Raw genomic sequence first — 1,891 nt, forward strand, 5'->3', positions numbered from 1 at the left:
GCAGGGCCGGGTCGGGAAGGATGGCGGTGAGGAGTCCGGACAGTGGAGCTTCGGTCACGTTCCCAGCCTACGTGCCACCCCCGACAAGTTTTCGATCACGGCTGGTCGCGCAGCAGTTCCACCACCTCCGCGACCCGGGTCAGCTGCCCGTCGAACACCTCCGGTTCGGTGCTCGCGATACGCAGGAGGAAGTGCTCCGCGCCTTCGTACTCCCGCAGCTTCGACGCGACCTCCGCGGCGCTCCCGGTGACCTGCATCTGGATGCCCTGGACGAAGTCGGCGGGCATCCCGTAGTTGCGCCGGCAGTACTCCTCCAGCAATTCGCGGCCGCGCACCGGGTCGTCCTCGACCAGGACCGTCGCGAACAGCGCCGGGGTCACCGGCCGCGTCGCCCGCGCGCGGATCCGGGCCAGGCCGGACCCGTAGTCCGCGGGGTCCGGCGGGTACGGCAGCCAGCCGTCGTAGAGCCGGCCGATCCGCTCCAGCGCCCCCGGCGTGTACGCGGCCAGCCACACCGGCGGGCCGCCGTCCCGCGCGGGCAACGGGTACGCGGGCAGGGAGTCGTGGTGCAGCACTTCGCCGTGGAACGACTTCTCGCCGCGCCACGCCGCCCGCCACAGGCCCACGATGTCGTCCAAGCGGGCACGCCGTCGCTCCCAGGGCACCCCTACGAACGCGAACTCCGGCTCGCTGCGCCCGGCGAACCCGGCGCCGACCGCCACCGTGAGCCTGCCTTCGCTGAGCAGGTCGATCGACAGCAGCTGGTTCGCCGTCTGGATCGGGTCGCGCAACGCCGGGAGCAGGGCGGACGTCCCCAGCGTCACCCGCGAGGTCCGGGCCGCGAAGGCGGAGAGAACGGTCAACGCGTCCAGCGGGGCGCGCGCGAGGGTGTCGCCGACCCACACCGAGTCGAGACCGAGGCGCTCCGCTTCGACGGCGACATCGACCAGCTCGGGCGCGGTCCGCCCGGCGTCGAGGATGGGCTGGTAGGTCGGGACGACCAAGCCGTATTTCGTCATGGCCGAACCCTCGCCGAATCCGGGGGACCGCTCAATTCCCCGCGGGGAATGGGGAAGATGGACCCGTGAACTTCGGGACGGCGCTCAAGGACTGGCGCACGCGGCGGCACCTCAGCCAGCTCGACCTGGCGTTGCGGGCCGGGACGACGCAGCGGCACGTGAGCTTCATGGAGAGCGGGCGCTCACTCCCCGGCCGCGCGATGGTGCTGCGCGTCGCCGAGTCGCTCGAACTGCCCCTGCGCGAGCGCAACGGCCTCCTGCACGCCGCGGGTTTCGCGCCGTCGTACCCCGAGACGCGGCTCGACGACCCGGCGATCCGGCCGGTGCTCGACGGCCTGCGCCGGCTGCTCGACGGCCACCGCCCCTACCCCGCGATCGTCGTCGACCGCTACGGCGTGCTGGTCGCGAAGAACGACGCCTTCACGCTGCTCACCGAAGGCGTCGCGCCGGAGCTGCTCCGGGAACCGGTCGACACGCTGCGGCTCGCGCTGCACCCGCGCGGGATGGCGCCGCGCGTGCGCAACCTCGACGACTGGGCGCGGCACATCCTCGAGCGCCTCCGCAACGACCTGGCCCGCATCCCCGACGACCGGCTGGCCGCCCAGCTCGCGGAGCTGGAGGGGTACCTGCCCCCGCCGGCCGCGCCCGGGCCGGAGCACCTCGGGTTCGCGGTGCCGGTCCGGCTGGACAGCTCGGTCGGCGAGCTGCGGCTGATCACGGCGATCACCACGTTCGCGACGGCGGCGGACGTGACGGTGTCGGAGCTGAAGCTGGAGACGTTCCTGCCCGCGGACGCCGAAACCGCGGAACGGCTTCAGATGACCAGCGCCGTCGTGTGACCCACCAGCAGTTCCGCGCCCGCCCACAGCACC

General features: G+C 72.9%; 2 protein-coding genes. One reads left to right on the top strand and one right to left on the bottom strand.

Annotated elements, in window-relative coordinates:
* Positions 1–95 precede the first annotated feature (95 nt).
* Positions 96–1,019, bottom strand: coding sequence for an LLM class flavin-dependent oxidoreductase (locus tag G3I65_RS07430; RefSeq protein ID WP_160695426.1), 924 nt, complete (start codon positions 1,017–1,019; stop codon positions 96–98).
* Between the two features lie 65 nt (positions 1,020–1,084).
* Here G3I65_RS07430 and G3I65_RS07435 point away from each other — a divergent pair, with 65 nt between their 5' ends.
* The gene (locus G3I65_RS07435) at positions 1,085–1,858 is read left to right on the top strand and encodes a helix-turn-helix transcriptional regulator (protein ID WP_160695427.1); all 774 of its coding nucleotides are present in this window, start codon (positions 1,085–1,087) and stop codon (positions 1,856–1,858) included.
* The last annotated feature ends 33 nt before the right edge of the window (positions 1,859–1,891 follow it).

The organism is Amycolatopsis sp. SID8362, assembly GCF_010550475.1.
In the GTDB taxonomy this organism is placed as follows: domain Bacteria; phylum Actinomycetota; class Actinomycetes; order Mycobacteriales; family Pseudonocardiaceae; genus Amycolatopsis; species Amycolatopsis eburnea.

Coding starts and splice junctions, on each gene's coding strand:
- G3I65_RS07430 (WP_160695426.1), bottom strand. CDS start 1,019: ATGACGAAATACGGCTTGGTCGTCCCGACCTACCAGCCCATCCTCGAC.